At 39.5% G+C, this 16,009-nt stretch carries 12 protein-coding genes, 1 other RNA gene and 3 pseudogenes; 8 read left to right on the top strand and 8 right to left on the bottom strand.

Going from position 1 to position 16,009, the window contains the following annotated elements:
- Positions 1-13: 13 nt before the first annotated feature.
- Positions 14-2,179, bottom strand: coding sequence for a penicillin-binding protein PBP1A (gene pbp1a, locus FQT67_RS08105; protein WP_046176776.1), 2,166 nt, complete (start codon positions 2,177-2,179; stop codon positions 14-16).
- Positions 2,166-2,774: a Holliday junction resolvase RecU gene (gene recU / locus FQT67_RS08100; protein WP_003060942.1), complete on the bottom strand. Its 609-nt coding sequence runs from the start codon at positions 2,772-2,774 to the stop codon at positions 2,166-2,168. Before recU ends, pbp1a begins: the two co-directional genes overlap by 14 nt.
- A gap of 80 nt (positions 2,775-2,854) precedes the next feature.
- Between recU and FQT67_RS08095 the strand changes: the two genes are divergently transcribed.
- The 6 genes from FQT67_RS08095 to FQT67_RS08070 all read left to right on the top strand — a co-directional run bounded on the left by FQT67_RS08095 (position 2,855) and on the right by FQT67_RS08070 (position 8,237).
- Positions 2,855-3,370: a DUF1273 domain-containing protein gene (locus FQT67_RS08095; protein WP_003056762.1), complete on the top strand. Its 516-nt coding sequence runs from the start codon at positions 2,855-2,857 to the stop codon at positions 3,368-3,370.
- A 121-nt stretch (positions 3,371-3,491) separates the two neighbouring features.
- The gene (locus tag FQT67_RS08090) at positions 3,492-4,625 is read left to right on the top strand and encodes an ISAs1-like element IS1548 family transposase (protein ID WP_115256893.1); all 1,134 of its coding nucleotides are present in this window, start codon (positions 3,492-3,494) and stop codon (positions 4,623-4,625) included.
- 191 nt (positions 4,626-4,816) lie between these two features.
- Positions 4,817-5,143, top strand: a complete 327-nt coding sequence (gene gpsB, locus FQT67_RS08085; RefSeq protein WP_003060950.1) for a cell division regulator GpsB — start codon at positions 4,817-4,819, stop codon at positions 5,141-5,143.
- A gap of 13 nt (positions 5,144-5,156) precedes the next feature.
- Positions 5,157-5,525: RNase P RNA component class B (rnpB, locus tag FQT67_RS08080), an RNA gene on the top strand.
- A 62-nt stretch (positions 5,526-5,587) separates the two neighbouring features.
- Entirely contained in the window at positions 5,588-6,742 is a 1,155-nt protein-coding gene (locus FQT67_RS08075; RefSeq protein WP_046177471.1) for a class I SAM-dependent RNA methyltransferase, read from the top strand.
- A gap of 13 nt (positions 6,743-6,755) precedes the next feature.
- Complete coding sequence (locus FQT67_RS08070) at positions 6,756-8,237, top strand: cell division site-positioning protein MapZ family protein (RefSeq protein WP_014612513.1); 1,482 nt, start codon at positions 6,756-6,758, stop codon at positions 8,235-8,237.
- A gap of 113 nt (positions 8,238-8,350) precedes the next feature.
- Here the strand turns inward: FQT67_RS08070 and FQT67_RS08065 are convergent, their stop codons facing one another.
- The 6 genes and pseudogenes from FQT67_RS08065 to FQT67_RS08040 form a co-directional block, all read right to left on the bottom strand.
- The gene (locus FQT67_RS08065; RefSeq protein WP_003061594.1) at positions 8,351-8,833 is read right to left on the bottom strand and encodes an S-ribosylhomocysteine lyase; all 483 of its coding nucleotides are present in this window, start codon (positions 8,831-8,833) and stop codon (positions 8,351-8,353) included.
- 366 nt (positions 8,834-9,199) lie between these two features.
- Positions 9,200-10,168 (bottom strand): annotated as a pseudogene (locus tag FQT67_RS08060) (GntP family permease); the annotation flags it as partial.
- Positions 10,159-10,620, bottom strand: a pseudogene (locus tag FQT67_RS08055) (SDR family NAD(P)-dependent oxidoreductase); the annotation flags it as partial. The pseudogenes FQT67_RS08060 and FQT67_RS08055, both read right to left, overlap by 10 nt.
- Positions 10,621-10,652: 32 nt before the next feature.
- The gene (locus FQT67_RS08050; protein ID WP_014635622.1) at positions 10,653-11,312 is read right to left on the bottom strand and encodes a 3-oxoacid CoA-transferase subunit B; all 660 of its coding nucleotides are present in this window, start codon (positions 11,310-11,312) and stop codon (positions 10,653-10,655) included.
- A 1-nt stretch (position 11,313) separates the two neighbouring features.
- The gene (locus FQT67_RS08045; RefSeq protein ID WP_258862794.1) at positions 11,314-11,952 is read right to left on the bottom strand and encodes a CoA transferase subunit A; all 639 of its coding nucleotides are present in this window, start codon (positions 11,950-11,952) and stop codon (positions 11,314-11,316) included.
- A 35-nt stretch (positions 11,953-11,987) separates the two neighbouring features.
- The gene (locus FQT67_RS08040) at positions 11,988-13,175 is read right to left on the bottom strand and encodes an acetyl-CoA C-acetyltransferase (RefSeq protein ID WP_046177469.1); all 1,188 of its coding nucleotides are present in this window, start codon (positions 13,173-13,175) and stop codon (positions 11,988-11,990) included.
- Between the two features lie 198 nt (positions 13,176-13,373).
- Here FQT67_RS08040 and FQT67_RS08035 point away from each other — a divergent pair.
- Positions 13,374-14,269, top strand: a pseudogene (locus tag FQT67_RS08035) (LysR family transcriptional regulator).
- A 126-nt stretch (positions 14,270-14,395) separates the two neighbouring features.
- Complete coding sequence (locus tag FQT67_RS08030) at positions 14,396-16,003, top strand: ribonuclease Y (RefSeq protein ID WP_003059710.1); 1,608 nt, start codon at positions 14,396-14,398, stop codon at positions 16,001-16,003.
- Positions 16,004-16,009 lie beyond the last annotated feature (6 nt).

Genomic DNA, 16,009 nt, shown 5'->3' with positions numbered 1-16,009 from the left:
AAGGTTTTTGAGGTTAATGGTTTGTTTTTTTATCTTCATTAGCGGAATGCTCAGCTCCATTTTCTGTATTTGTTGAAGTGTTGGCATCAGTTGCATCAGTTGAATCATCTGAAGAGGACTGGCTTGAAGATGTTGACGTGTTGTTACCATAGAGGTTATTGTACACTGAATTAGTGTAGTCATTGTTGCTTGTGTAAGTACCACTTAAGTAGAGAAATCCTCCACTACGATAGAGTCCACTTGGCATGGTCCAGTCTTCACTATAACCATTTGTCAAGTATGTCATCATGTTGCGGTAAACATCTGCAGCAATTTCTAACCCATACCCGTAAACTGGGGTAAGACGGTTCTTGTAACCAGTCCAGACGGCCATAGCGTATTGGTTAGTGTAGCCAACGAAGTTTTCATCTGGTGCCATGGTACCGACATAGTCTGGATAAAGACCGTATTTTTCACCAATTTTAGCAAGTTCCTCATCGGTATAGTTAGAGGTACCTGTTTTACCAGCTTGAGCAACTCCAGGGATGGCAGCAGCAGTACCGGTACCGTAAGTAAGAACGGTTTTCAGCATGTCTGTCATCATATAGGCAGTTGTTTCTTTCATTGCACGTTTGCCTTTTTCTTCAAAGACTTTACTTGTTCCGTCGCTAAATTCAATCTTATTGACATATTGTGGTTTATAATAAATACCACCATTGGCAAAGGCAGCGTAAGCAGCAGCCATCTTTTCACTGCTTGCTCCATATTTAGCTTCTGAACTGCTATTATTACTTGAAATTGCATTTGAATAATGCATTTCAGGATAGTTAATACCAAGTCCGCTTAGGAAAGAACGAGCATAGTCAAGGCCAGCTGCATCAAGGGCTTTAACCGCTGGGACGTTACGTGAGAGCATTAAGGCAGATTGGATAGTCATCCAGCCGTTGTATTTGCGATCCCAGTTGTATAACTGAGTTGTTGTGCCAGGCCAGTAGTAAACAGAGTCGTTCGTAGATTGGGCCGTTGAATTATAGGCACCGGATTCAATAGCGGGAGCGTAATCGGTGATGGGTTTCATGGTAGAGCCCCAGTCGCGGTCTGTTAAGACAGCCTGATTGGTTCCAAAAGAAACATTTTCGTCTTGGTTACGACCACCTAATTGGGCAATCACATGGCCATTGGTCACATCGACAATCGTTGAAGCTACTTGGAAATCCTTATCTGGATAATAAACGTAGTCTTCGGAATTATAGATATTGTAGAGGGTTTGTTGCGCTTCTGGAATAATATTAGTATAAACTTTTAGTCCAGAGGTAAAAATATCTTTATTGGTTTCCTTCTTAACCTCGCCGATGACTTGTTTCAAGTAATTATCCATGTATTTTGGATAGGTCGAGCGTTGTTGAAGGGGTTGAAGACCGTCAGCTACAGGAGTGGCAAGAGCGGCTTCGTACTCAGCTTTCGTAATGTTTTTTTCCATGTACATCTGTTGTAGCACGACATTACGACGGTTTTGAGCTGCTTCAGGCTGTGTATAAGGGTCATATTGACTTGGAGCTTGTGGAATACCAGCCAATAAGGCCAACTGAGCATACGATAAATCCTTGAGATCTTTACCATAGTAGGACTTCGCAGCAGTTAACATACCATAGTTCCCATTTCCCATATAAACCTTATTAATATAGAACGTCAAGATTTCCTGTTTGGTGTATTTACGCTCCATTTGAAGGGCAAGCCAAACTTCTTGGGCCTTACGTTTTAAGGTTTGATCTGACTCATTGGTTGAGAAATAAGCTAATTTAATCAATTGCTGGTCCAGAGTTGATCCACCTTGTGTAGTTTTACTGGTTAAATTATGGAAAGCAGCACCAAAAATACGATAAAGGTCAACTCCGCGGTGATTGAAGAAACGTTTGTCCTCAATTGAAGTGATAGCATTGACCAAGTTGATTGGAATACTATCAGCCGTCACATTTTCGCGTTTTTCAGAGCCTAAATCAGCGATCAGATTGTTATTGCCATCATAGACCAAACTAGAGTTGGTTGATTTCAACTCAGCTTCTGATAGTTTGGGAGCGCTACTAATATAGAAGGCAAATAAAAGACCACCAATAACAATAACAAGAATGGTAAGGCTAAGGATAGCACCGAGTACATATTTTAGCCATTTAAGGATTTTTGGATTTTTAATTGTAATCACCGCCTAAAAAATTTTGTTCTATTATGTCTAGATAAGGGACTTGTGGAAAGGCTCCAATAACTATCTTAAAGCCATGTTTTCTGATATAATCGAGGGGCATTGATTTGTTCCCCTTATCAATCTGATAAAAAGCAATAAGAGCCCGAGCAGGCAGATAGTAGGTTTCTTTCAGTGTTGAAAAGTGAAGTAAGACAAAGCAAATTCCATTTTGTTCCACAACAGCTGCCATGTGCTCAATCTGATGGAGATGAAAATTTTTCATAGGCATGGCTGTTTTTTGTCTGGTTTCCTTGGCCTCAAAATCAATATAATGCCCCTTGTAAACCCCAGAATAATCTGTCGTTGAAGCTTGTCTAAAGTACGCTTCAATGATTTTCGCACGACTGCGTTTAGGGTAATCCACTTTGACAATTTGGATGGGGGTAGGTTTTTTATGAATAACAGCAATTTGCCGCGATAAATAATAATCATTCGTCGCGTTGATAGCCGCTTCAAAAGACATGCCTCGATTGGCAAAATCTACCTTATTTTGTTTTGATTGCTTTGGCACGGAAGGTGCTTTTTGTCGAATAAGATTATGAGGGTAGTTGACCATTGTTCTCCTAACATCATCTACTTAATGCTAAAAATTTAAGCATTCTCATTATAACATATTTTTTGAAAGGATAACACTGAATGACTGCAATTCTGATAACGGGTTATCGAAGCTTTGAGCTGGGAATTTTTAGTTCCAAAGACCAGCGGATTTCGATGATAAAAACAGCTATTCGCAAAGACCTAATCAATTACTTGGAAGAAGGAGTGGACTGGTTCATTTTTACAGGAAATTTAGGATTTGAACAGTGGGCATTGGAGGTTGTGAACGACCTGAAAACAGAGTACCTTTTACAAGTGGCAACTATATTTCCTTTTGAAACCCATGGACACAACTGGAGTGAACAAAATCAGGAACTACTAAGCCAATTTAAAGCGGTAGATTTTGTCAAATATAGCTTTCCAACTTATGAAAATCCACAACAATTTAGCTCCTATTATCAATTTTTATTAGCAAATACAGAAGGAGCCTATGTTTTTTATGATACAGAACATGAAACCAATCTTAAATACTTGGTTGCAAAAATGAAACAGCTTCCAGATTATGACTTATCCTTTCTGACCTTTGAACGCTTAAATGAGATTGTAGAAGAATAGTAATGCATTTTTAATAAGGATTGGTACACGCCAAACGCATGAAGAAACTTTTGTTTTCAGAAAACTAGATTCATAATGACAAAATCAATCAAAGTAGTACACTATAGATGAGGTGACTACGATGATTGATTTTATTATTTCTATTGATGATTGCGCAGTTGAATTGGATAGTCGTCAATCTTGGAAAATTCGCTACCCCTTATCAACCATTCTATTTCTTGTCTTCGTTTGTCAGTTAGCTGGCATTGAAACCTGGAAGGAGATGGAAGATTTTATTGAAATGAATGAACCATTGTTTGCGACCTACGTTGATTTGAGTGAAGGTTGTCCGTCTCATGATACCTTAGAGCGTGTGATTAGTCTTGTTAATTCAGACCGTTTAAAAGAGCTTAAAGTTCAATTTGAGCAATCATTGACAAGCTTAGATGCCGTTCATCAACTGATTTCAGTGGACGGTAAAACGATTCGAGGCAATCGAGGTAACAATCAGAAGCCTGTTCATATTGTAACGGCTTATGATGGGGGTCATCATCTTAGTTTGGGACAGGTAGCGGTTGAGGAGAAAAGTAATGAAATTGTTGCCATTCCTCAGTTATTGCGGACGATTGATATCCGTAAAAGCATTGTAACGATAGATGCAATGGGCACGCAGACGGCTATCGTTGATACGATTATTAAAGGTAAAGCAGACTATTGCTTAGCCGTCAAAGGAAATCAAGAAACACTTTATGATGATATTGCTCTTTATTTTAGTGATGTCAACTTATTGGAAGAACTCCAAGAAAATGGACAGTATTATCAGACTGTTGAAAAATCTAGGGGACAGATTGAAGTTAGAGAATACTGGGTGTCTTCCGAGATCAAATGGTTGTGTCAAAATCATCCCAAATGGCATAAGTTACGTGGTATTGGGATGACTCGTAACACGATTGATAAGGATGGTCAGCTGAGTCAAGAGAATCGTTATTTTATCTTTAGCTTTAAGCCGGATGTCCTCACATTTGCCAATTGTGTACGAGGTCATTGGCAGATAGAGAGTATGCACTGGTTATTGGACGTTGTTTATCATGAAGATCATCATCAGACATTGGATAAAAGAGCCGCATTTAACCTAAATCTTATCCGAAAAATGTGCTTATATTTTCTCAAAGTGATGGTATTTCCTAAAAAAGACCTCAGTTATCGTCGCAAACAACGGTATATTTCTGTCCATTTGGAAGATTATTTAGTCCAATTATTTGGAGAAAGAGGCTAAGCAGATCATTGATTTAAAAAGGAATCTTTTCAAAATTGATGTCCGGGCACAAAAGGATGAAGAGAAAGTTTTCATGCGTACGGCGTGGGATTGGTATTTAAATACTTGCTTTTTAAACCATTTTTCTGTATCATTAATAATGATACTAAATCGTAGTTTAGTAAAAAGATTGACCGTATGGAGAGCATAGAATGACAGGTATTATTTATAGTCCAAAGGACATTTTTGAGCAAGAGTTTAAGACTAGTATGAGAGGGTTTGATAAGAAGGAAGTCGATGAATTTCTTGATAACGTTATCAAAGATTATGAGAATTTTAGTGCCCAGATTGAAGCTTTAAAAGCTGAGAACGAAGCTTTGAAAAAAGCTAAATTTCAAGCTCGGAACACAGTGTCGGCTACTTCTCAGCAGACCATGCCACAACCAACACGTGTGACACAGTCAGCTACCAATTTTGACATTCTAAAACGCATTAGTCGGTTGGAAAAAGAAGTTTTTGGTAAACAAATTATTGAGTAATTAAAACTGTGCAATTTTTGGATAATCGCGTAGTATTTCAATACTATGAGGAAAGTCCATGCTAGCACTGGCTGTGATGCCAGTAGTGATTGTGCTAGGCGAACAAATAAGCCTAGGGATGTGCTTATACATTACGGCGAAGAAAATGGCTAAGTCCTTGGATATGCCAAAGTACTTCTGAAAGTGCCACAGTGACGAAGTTTTTATGGAAACGTAAAAAATGGAACGCGGTAAACCCCTCAAGCTAGCAACCCAAACTTTGGTAGGGGCATGGGATAGTTGGAAACGAACAAGCTATCCTGACTGTTATTAGACAGTAGACAGATGATTATCGAAAGAGATGAGACCTAGTCATTTCTGGAACAAAACATGGCTTATAGAAAATTGCATAATAGGTTAAGCTAGCACTTGCTAGCTTTTATTTGATTTAAAAGAAAGAGAACTATGAAAGAAACGTTTAAATTAGTGGCAACTGCAGCTGCAGGATTGGAAGCCGTTGTTGGCAAAGAAGTAAGGGCATTAGGTTTTGACTGTCAGGTCGAAAACGGAAAAGTTTATTTTGAAGGTGATTTAGAAGCTATTGCTAAAACGAACCTTTGGTTACGGGCAGCAGACCGCGTTAAAATTATCGTCGGCCAGTTTCCTGCTAGAACCTTTGAGGAACTGTTTCAAGGTGTCTTTGCCTTGGATTGGGAAAATTATATCCCTCTAGGAGCTAACTTTCCAATCTCAAAAGCCAAGTGTGTCAAGTCAAAGCTGCACAATGAGCCAAGTGTTCAAGCGATTACCAAAAAGTCCGTTGTTAAAAAATTACAAAAGTACTTCCATAGGCCAGAAGGAGTCCCACTGCAGGAAGTTGGATCAACTGTTAATATCGAGGTGTCTATTTTAAAAGACCAAGCTACTGTTATGATTGATACTACAGGATCTAGCTTATTTAAACGAGGTTATCGCGTTCAAAAAGGTGGAGCACCGATCAAGGAAAATATGGCAGCCGCTATTTTGGCATTATCTAACTGGTTTCCAGATAAACCCCTGGTTGATCCCACCTGTGGATCTGGAACGTTTTGCATCGAGGCTGCTTTGATAGGAATGAACATTGCGCCAGGGTTTAACCGTTCCTTTGCTTTTGAAGAGTGGAGTTGGGTCGACAAGGAAATCATCCAAAAAGTTCGTGATGAGGCTGAACAAGAGGCTCGCTATGATGCTGAATTGGATATTTCTGGCTTTGATATTGATGGTCGTATGATTGAGATTGCTAAAAGTAACGCTGAGGAAGCAGGCTTGTCCGATGTGATTACCTTTAAGCAAATGCGTCTTCAAGATTTCCGCACAGACAAGGTTAACGGAGTGATTATCTCAAATCCTCCTTATGGGGAAAGGTTGCTTGATGACAAAGCAGTTGACATCTTGTATAATGAAATGGGACAAACATTTGCTCCTTTGAAAACATGGAGTAAATTTATCCTAACTAGTGATGAACAGTTTGAAAAAAAATACGGCCAGACGGCTGACAAGAAGCGTAAACTTTATAACGGTACCCTAAGAGTTGATTTATATCAATTTTACGGGGAACGGGTAAAGCGACATCTGATATAGAGAGGTAATAAGCGTGTCAGAAGAAAGCAAAGAAGTCGAAGTAACAAAAGAATCGCAAACATTGGGACTCAATGAAGCCAAGTCAATGACAGTTGGTGAAGCGGTACGCAAAGAGTCAGAGATAAAAGCAGGTGTTACTGAGGATGATAGCATTTTAGATAAGTACATTAAGCAACACCGTGACGAAGTTTCTTCTCAAAAGTTTGATGCTAAGTACACAGAACTTGATACAGCTAGTTTAGATAACTTTATCAAAAAGCAACGAGAAGAGTTGAGTAAAGCTGGTCTTGTTGATGACGATTTTGTAGAGAATGAGCCAGATGCTACCGAATTATCAGAGCCTTCAAGTGAGGGTGTCCCTGATGAATTGGCTTCTGTGGAGGCTGCTGCAGTCACAACAGGTATTCCGGTCGAAGCAATGGTTCCTGTAACGGATCCAGTGGAAAAGACAATTCCAGAACCTCAGGTAACACAAGAACAACCTGTAAGAGAACAATTCTTTACTGATACTGATGCTAGCAACCCAAGGCAAAAAAGAGGGTGGTTAATCGCCTTACTTTTATTGCTCTTAGCCATCCTTGCTACTGTATTTGGCTGGAATTATCTTAAACAAGATAATACTAAGACAAACAAAGCTGCAAGTAGTCCAACAACTCAGACCTCAAAAACAGCGGCTTCTAAAAAAGCGCAGCAGTTGAAGGCTGATGTTAAAGCTTTTGAGAAAAAATATAGTGCCTTTTATACGGATGCGACAAAAAGCAACCTAAAAAATAGTGCTTTTACAAACTTACCAGAGTTAGAAAAAGCCCTGAAATCTCTAGAAGGTTCTAGTTATTATGATAAGGCAAAAGAAAAGGTAGATGCGCTGAAAAAAGCAATCACAGCGATTACAGCTGTCAATGGGAAATTTGTTTCAGATACTATTGTAGACGGGAATAAGGTTGCAGCCGAGGTCAAGCCAGATGCTAACTTTGATGACTTATCAAGTGCTACATTAACAACAGGCAATGCCAACTTGGATGCTGTTTTACAGGCAAGTATTACAGAAGGTCGCCAACAATTAGCAACTAAGGCTGAAGCAGCGAAAGCGGCAAGTGACCAGGCAGCAGCTCAATCACAGCAGGCTACAGAAGTACCGGCAGCTCAGACGTCTAGTGCAACGGTTACATCATCTGGTTATGGTATCACGGCCTATAACCCTGCAAGCCTTCAAAGACAATTGTCTCGTGTACCTTACAACGATTCACTTATTGCTGATAGTGGTAATCCTGCTTGGGCTTTTAATCCAGGGATTCTCGAGAAAATTGTTGCTACCTCACAGGCAAGAGGGTACATCTCAGGCAATCAGTATATTTTAGAACCTGTTAATATTATTAATGGCAATGGTTACTATAATATGTTTAAGCCTGATGGGACATATCTTTTCTCTATTAATTGCAAAACCGGTTATTTTGTAGGAAATGCCAAAGGGTACTCAGATGCTTTAGACTATTGAAATAGAGCTAGTATCTACTAATACCAATAATACGAAAAAGACCAGTCACCTTTTTAAAGGTGGCTGGTCTTTGTGATATTCATTAAGCTATCTTGTTATGCAAGACATGAGTGTTAGATGACGTGACGCTCAAAAGGATCATCTGAGATACCTTGGCTTAAAATCAGTTGAGCCCATTCCTTGGCAGCAAAAAGACTATGATCTTTGTAGTTCCCACAGGATTCAATGGTTGTTCCTGGAACATCTTCCCAGGTAACTCCAGTTGCAATTTCTTCTAAGCTCGCCTTAATCACGCGGGCAATATCGGTTGAACTATGTTTTCCCCACATAATCAGGTGAAACCCTGTTCGGCATCCAAAGGGTGAACAGTCAATCATGCCGTCAATACGCTGACGAATTAGCTTGGCCAGTAAGTGTTCAATAGTATGTAGACCGGCAGTTTCAATGGAATTGTGATTAGGTTGCACTAGGCGGACGTCAAAGTTGGTAATGACATCACCTTTTGGACCGAATTCTTCAGAAATAAGGCGGACATAGGGAGCCTTTACAATAGTGTGGTCTAGTTCAAAACTTTCGACGATAACTTCTTTTGTCATTTCAATCTCCTTTATGGTTACCTTTTCATCATAACATAAAAAGACTAGGGATGAAACTGGTTGAAGTTTGATAAATTAAATAAACTCAAAGAGTATGTATTGCCTGGGTAAGTCATCAGTAGTTCTTAAAAATAAGACGTTATGGAAGCATCGAAAAAAAGTCCAATGGGGTGCAGTGCCCTTCATTGGACTTTTTGGTAGTTTTTATACGCCGTTTGCTTAGCTAAGTGGAGGAGATTGGCCACAGGTTAAGCACTAGCGTAGGCTATTCTTTTTCTCACTAGTCAGTCTCAGCCTAGTGAGTGATAAACTATTTTATTAGGCTGGTCCTCTGAATTGCTTTTGATAGGAAAGTGGAAGCTTTCTTTAGTGAAGTACCATATTGGAAAGGATAATCACGACTAAGGCAATGGAAGTGCTTCCGGCAACAGATATAAAAGTCTCTTTAAAACCAGTTTTATGAGTCAAGCCTGTTAAGGCTAAGAAAGTGAGGAGAACGCCACTTTGTGGAACGACTGTAAAGATGTTTGACGCAATCGCAGATACCCGGTGAATCATCTCTGGCTCAACCCCTTTATCCAAATAAAATTGAGCAAAGTTTGGCAAAACAATTCCTAACGATCCCGAGGAAGAACCAGTGATAGCCGTAATGGAAGAAGTTAAAACCGTTAAACTAATCAAAGGATTACCTGGAAGGTTTAAAATGAGTTTTGAAAAAACATTAAAACCGACAGAGGTTACCACTACAGAGCCAAAGGCAACGGCAGAACCAGTAGCAAAAATGGGACTGATGGAAGCTACAGCTCCTAAGTTAATTGTTTTTAGAGGTTCTGCAATGAAACGTTTAAACAAGACAACGGCTAGTAAAATAGCCACAAGTAGGGCAATGTAGATAATGTTTTTCTTCACGAATTCGCTGCCCAAAATGCTCCCCGCTAAAGCAATGACAATAAGAGAAGCAAGAGGGGCAATGCTTGGTAAGAATTGAGGGAGTTCTCTTTCTTCAATCACCTCAGAAGTATCTAAAGCATAGGTGGCATAAGTTTCACCCTTTGCAAGGCTTTTATTGAGGCAGTGTTTCATATAAAAGAGACCAAAGATAACACAACTTATAGCTCCTAAGACACTGGGAATAGCAGCGGCTGTTAGAGACGTATTGAGGTATTGGATGGGGATGACATTTTGGATAGAGGGTGTTCCAGGTAAGATTGTCATCGTAAAGGTCGCAATTCCAAGCCAAAGTGGAGATTGAATGAGGTGCCAGGAGAGGTCAATTTTTTTGAAAAGACTACGTGCTAATGGTAACACAGCAAACATGACTACAAATAAGCTGATTTTCCAGAAAAGCCGATGACACCATTAATGGATGCCATATTAATGATACGTCCATGTTTTTGAGCTTTCATTGTTGGGAAGGCACGCTTAATAGCAATAAATGGTGCTGTCAACATGATTTTAATCATAAACTCAAATTTTTCAGTTGGAAAGTCTTCAATCATTGCAACGTGTTGAAGGCCTGCATTGTTAACAAGAATATCAAGACGTCCATATTTTTCAACAACAGTATCAATGGCAGAGTTGATAGCTTCTTCTTTAGTAACATCGCACACAACGCTAAAGGCATCGTAACCTTCATTGGTGTATTCTGCAACCACCTCATCTAGCTTTTCTTTATTAATATCTGAGAAGACAACCGTTTTACCTTCTTTTAAGAAGGTTTCCCCGATTTGTTTTCCGATTCCGCTTGCAGCACCAGTGATAAATGCAACTTCTTTAGTATGTGTCATGATAATGTCCTCGTCTTTCTCTTGGTTAGTCTTTAGTTTGTTTTATCAATTAGGGTAACTTCGGTAACGTTTTGCACGTCTTCAAAGGTGTAATCTGGGTTAATTTCAAGGGCGCATAGACCTTCATCTTGATATTCAAAGACTCCCATTTCAGTAATGATTAGGTTAACAACATTTTGAGCAGTCAGAGGAAGGGTGCATTTGTCTAAAATTTTTGCTTTGCCTTTATTGGTATGCTCCATTGCAACAATGACTTTTTTAGCACCTACCAATAAGTCCATGGCCCCTCCCATCCCAGGAACCATTTTTCCAGGAATCAGGTAATTAGCAATGCTAGCTTCTTTATCAACTTGTAAGGCACCTAAGACGGTTGCGGCCACATGGCCGCCTCGAATAATACCAAAGGAAGTTGAGCTATCGAAGAAAGCCCCTCCAGGAGCAATACTAACAGGTTGCCCACCAGCATTAACAATAGTAGGATCGTAGTGATCATCTGTTAATCCAGTGAGACCGACAAAACCATTTTCGGACTGCAGGGTAATGGTTACGCCTTCAGGAATATAGTTGGCTACTTTTGTTGGCAAACCTATGCCTAAGTTGACCAGTGTATTGTGTTCTAATTCTTGTGCAACGCGCTTAGCGATACGTGTTTGAATCTCTTCTTTTGAAAGAACAGTAGCTGATGTTCCCATGTTAGGCTCCTTTCACTAAGTAGTTAACAAAAATGCCAGGAGTATGGACAAAATTAGAATCCATTTGCCCCACGTCAACAATTTCTCTTGCTTCAACAATGGTGGTTTTCGCATTTGCTGCCATGACATGGTTAAAGTTGTTTTCAGAACCAGCATATTGCAGATTACCATTTTTATCTGCTTTGTTAGCAAATACAAGAGCCACATCAGCTTTTAAAGGCGTTTCAAGAAGGTATTCTTTGCCACCAATAGTAATAACTTCTTTTCCTTTGGCAACTTCGGTTCCTATTCCAGTAGGTGTTAAAAAACCGCCTAGCCCAAAACCGCCACTGCGGATGCGCTCAGCTAATGTTCCCTGAGGTACAAGATCAATTACAGTCTCGCCCTCAGTCATTTGTCGGCCCGCTTCACGGTTGAGACCGATATGGGAAGCAATAATAGTTGAAAACTGTTTATTGGCAACCATCTTACCAACGCCTTTGTCAGGAAAACCGGCATCGTTACAGATTAAAGTGAGGCCTTTGACACCTTTTTCCACAAGTGCATCAATTAATTTTTCTGGTGTGCCATTTGTCATGAAGCCACCAACCATAATGGTATCACCGTCTTTAACGTGAGCTACCGCTTCTTTTATTGTGATTTATTTACACATTTTTTCTACCAACTTTCACGAGACTAAGTATTGTTTTTCACGATAACAGCAGTTCCTTGACCTCCACCAATGCAAAGTGTTGCTAGTCCTCTGGCCACTTGGCGTTTTTTCATTTCGTGGATTAATGTGACTAGAATGCGAGCGCCACTGGCACCAATAGGATGACCTAAAGCGATGGCTCCCCCATTCACATTCACGATTTCTGGGTTTAACTTTAAATCTTTTAAAACCGCCAAGGACTGTGCTGCAAATGCTTCATTGGACTCCACTAAGTCCAAGTCAGAAATTGTTAATCCAGCTTTCTTAAGGGCTTTTTGAGTGGCAGGAATTGGTCCAGTTCCCATCAGTTCAGGTGCAACACCTGCACTAGCATAGCTTTCAATAGTGACTAAAGGTGTTAACCCTAATTCAAGAGCTTTTTCTTCAGTCATTAACATCAATAAGGCTGCACCATCATTTATTCCTGAGGCATTTCCAGCAGTAACGGTTCCTTCTTTAGGGAGGAAAGCAGGACGTAATTGCTGTAATTTTTCAAGGCTTGTGTCAACTTTTGGGTATTCATCCGTCGTAACAATTAAAGGATCTTTGCGTCGTTGAGGCACAGAGACAGGGACAATTTCGTCAGCAAAACGATGATTTTCTAATGCCTTAGCAGCTTTTTCTTGGCTTTCTAAAGCAAATTGATCTTGCTCTTCTCTTGAGATGGCATATTTCTGAGCAACGTTTTCAGCAGTAATACCCATGTGGTAATTGTTAAAAGCATCTGTTAAACCATCATGAACAAGAGTATCAATCAATTGACTATTACCAAGACGTTGACCAAAGCGGTGCTGAGTTGACACATAGGCTGCCTGTGACATGTTTTCCACACCACCAGCAATAACGATATCAGCGTCACCAAGCATGATGCTTTGCGTAGCTAATTGGATTGCTTTAAGTCCAGAACCGCAAACCATATCTAATGTGAAAGCTGTTTTATTTTCAGGAATTCCTGAGTGGACTGCAACTTGTCTTGCCACATTTTGTCCTAGGCCTGCATGAAGGACGTTTCCTAGGATGACTTCATCAACCATTTCAGGCTTTACTTGCGTTTTATCAAGGATTTTTTTCAGTACAGTTGTTCCAAGTTCAACAGCAGAGACACTTTTAAAGGAGCCTCCAAAAGCTCCGATAGGAGTTCGTAAAGCTTCAACGATAACTATGTTTTTCATAAAATAAACATCCTTTCAGTTTTAGAAAGCGCTTTCCGTACTTCTAAGATAACAAGAAAACGCTCAAAATAAAAATATAGAATTTTTATAAGCATATAAATTTTTTTGATAGATTTGGCAATAGCAATTAAAAATCACTTATGTCATAATGGAATTAATACTATCGGAAAAAAGACTAATAGACAAGGGGATAACCATTTGGATATTAAACAAATTCGTTATTTTATTGCCATTGTTGAAAATCATTTTAACCTCAGTCAAGCAGCAGAATTACTATATGTTTCTCAACCGACGCTGAGTATGATGATTAACGATTTTGAAAAAAGAGAAAATGTTAAACTATTTAAACGCAAACGGGGACGTATTATTGGGTTAACCTATCTTGGTGATAATTATTATAAGGACGCTCAAAAGGTTCTCAGTCTCTATGATGACATGTTTTTGAAATTGCATGATCACAGTAAAGGGTTAAAGGGAAGTATCAATATTGGTATTCCTCCTCTTATTTTATCAGTTGTTTTCTCAGAAGTAATGCCAAAACTGATTTTAGAAAATCCGGGAATTCAATTCAATCTTAAGGAGATTGGTGCTTACCAACTAAAAAATGAACTACTCGTGGGAAATGTTGACGTCACAGTCTTGTTATCCCCAACAGGCATCGCTGATAATTTGGTTGAGACTTATGAAATCCAGAGATCAGAATTATCTGTATGCCTGTCTCCACGCCATCGTTTAGCTTCTAAAAAAGTTATTCAGTGGGAAGATTTAACAGATGAACAACTTGCCCTATTTGATCCGAGTTTTATGGTCCACCATTTAGTGATGGAGGCCTGTGAGCGTCACCAAGTCAGACCTAATATTATTTTGACGTCCTCTTCCTGGGACTTTATGCTCAACTCTACGAAAATAAACCATCACATTTTAACGATATGTCCTACACCTATTACAGAATTATACCAGTTAAACGATATTAATTGTATTCCTATGGAACAGCCAATTTCTTGGAGAGTGGTTTTAACCCGTCTACATAAAAAAATTATTCCGAGGTCGAATCATTTATTATGGATGATTTGTTACAGTCATTTTCAAAATAACAGAGTTAGAAATGCAACTAGTACTTGGTTTGTGAGAAAGAATACCAATTGTGTAAACGCTCAATTTATGATAAACTAAGAGATGGCTTTCTATTAATGAAATCTAGAATATATTGAGGTACAAACATGGTTAATATTATTTTATTAATTGTTTCTGCCCTCATTGGTTTAATATTAGGTTATGCACTTATTTCGATTAGACTCAAGTCTGCGAAGGAAGCTGCAGAGTTGACTCTTTTAAACGCTGAACAAGAAGCTGTTGATATTCGTGGCAAAGCAGAAGTAGATGCTGAACACATCAAAAAAACAGCTAAACGTGAAAGTAAAGCAAATCGTAAAGAATTACTTTTAGAAGCAAAAGAAGAGGCAAGAAAATATCGTGAAGAGATTGAACAAGAATTTAAGTCTGAAAGACAAGAGCTTAAACAACTCGAGACACGCTTAGCGGAGCGCTCCTTAACTCTTGACCGTAAAGATGAAAACCTATCAAGTAAAGAAAAAGTACTGGATAGTAAAGAACAAAGTCTGACCGATAAATCTAAACATATTGATGAGCGGCAACTTCAAGTGGAAAAACTTGAAGAGGAGAAAAAAGCAGAACTGGAAAAAGTTGCTGCGATGACAATTGCAGAAGCGCGTGAAGTGATTTTAATGGAGACGGAAAACAAACTGACCCATGAAATTGCGACGCGCATTCGAGATGCCGAACGTGACATCAAAGATAGAACAGACAAAACAGCCAAAGATTTATTGTCACAAGCCATGCAACGTCTTGCTGGTGAATATGTGACGGAACAAACCATCACTAGTGTTCACCTCCCAGATGATAACATGAAGGGACGTATTATTGGACGTGAAGGTCGTAATATTCGTACCTTAGAAAGTCTAACTGGTATTGACGTTATTATTGATGATACGCCAGAGGTGGTTGTCTTGTCAGGATTCGACCCTATTCGTCGCGAGATTGCTCGTATGACCTTGGAATCTCTGATTGCAGATGGTCGCATTCATCCAGCTCGTATCGAAGAATTGGTTGAGAAAAATCGTCTTGAAATGGATAATCGTATTCGTGAGTACGGTGAAGCTGCAGCCTATGAGATTGGGGCACCAAACCTTCATCCTGATTTGATCAAAATCATGGGACGTCTTCAATTCCGTACCTCGTTTGGTCAAAATGTCCTACGTCACTCTGTTGAGGTTGGTAAACTAGCTGGTATTTTGGCTGGTGAGTTAGGTGAAAATGTTGCCCTTGCCCGTCGTGCAGGTTTCTTGCATGATATGGGTAAAGCTATTGACCGTGAGGTTGAAGGTAGTCACGTGGAAATTGGAATGGAATTTGCGCGTAAATACAAAGAACATCCAGTTGTTGTCAACACTATTGCTAGCCACCACGGAGATGTGGAGCCAGATTCGGTTATTGCTGTGCTAGTAGCTGCAGCGGACGCTCTCAGTTCGGCTCGTCCAGGTGCTCGTAATGAGTCGATGGAGAATTACATCAAGCGTCTTCGTGACTTAGAAGAGATTGCAACAAGCTTTGATGGGGTTCAAAATAGTTTTGCCCTTCAAGCAGGACGTGAAATCCGTATCATGGTGCAACCTGAAAAAGTCTCAGATGATCAAGTTGTTATTTTGTCACATAAAGTGAGAGAAAAGATTGAAAGCAACTTAGATTACCCAGGAAACATTAAAGTGACTGTTATTCGTGAAATGCGAGCAGTTGATTATGCCAAGTAGAAAGAG

Origin of the sequence: Streptococcus sp. NCTC 11567 (assembly GCF_902141215.1) — a bacterium.
GTDB lineage: Bacteria > Bacillota > Bacilli > Lactobacillales > Streptococcaceae > Streptococcus > Streptococcus dysgalactiae.
Note: the sequence above shows the minus strand (reverse complement) of the source record. Positions and strands in the feature narration are given on the sequence as shown.